This window comes from Bacillus sp. P4_D3 (assembly GCF_056401855.1).
In genome coordinates this window covers 1-736 of record NZ_JBFUIN010001165.1, presented here as the reverse complement: position 1 = coordinate 736, position 736 = coordinate 1, and the positions used below count along the sequence as shown (strand labels likewise).

At 39.5% G+C, this 736-nt stretch carries 1 protein-coding gene; it reads right to left on the bottom strand.

Annotation, left to right across the window (positions count from 1 at the left end; genetic code table 11):
• Positions 1-736, bottom strand: a 736-nt coding sequence (locus AC1DTM_RS30005; RefSeq protein ID WP_477001650.1) for a formate--tetrahydrofolate ligase, incomplete at both ends; no start/stop codon positions are given.

Genomic DNA, 736 nt, shown 5'->3' with positions numbered 1-736 from the left:
GCTTCTGTAATAACATAATCACCTAATTTTGCTGCCATCGTCGTAGCGATAACACTGTTACAACCGTGAGCGATATTCGCAAATGGTCCGCCATGAATGATAGCTGGTGTATTTTCTAATGTTTGTACTAAGTTCGGTTTTAATGCATCTTTTAATAGAAGTGTTAACGCACCTTCTACGCCTAAATCTTTAACTGTTACAGGTTTGTTTGAAAAATTATAAGCGACAACAATGCGAGATAGACGAGCTTTTAAATCTTGAATATCTGTTGCAAGGCAGAATACGGCCATAATTTCAGATGCTACTGTAATATCAAAACCGTCTTCACGTGGCACACCTTGAACCGGTCCACCAAGGCCAATTACTACGTTACGAAGGGCACGATCATTTAAGTCAACACAGCGTTTCCAAACGATTTTACGCGTATCAATTCCAAGTGTGTTTCCTTGTTGGATATGATTATCAATGAACGCCGCTAATGCGTTATTGGCAGTTGTAATCGCATGAATATCTCCAGTAAAGTGAAGGTTAATATCTTCCATTGGTACTACTTGAGAATAACCGCCACCTGCTGCTCCGCCTTTTAATCCCATTGTTGGTCCAAGAGATGGTTCGCGAAGTGCAATTACTGTTTTCTTACCAATTTTATTAAAAGCTTGACCTAAACCAACTGTTACTGTTGATTTACCTTCTCCTGCTGGAGTTGGGTTAATCGCTGTTACTAAAACAACTTTAC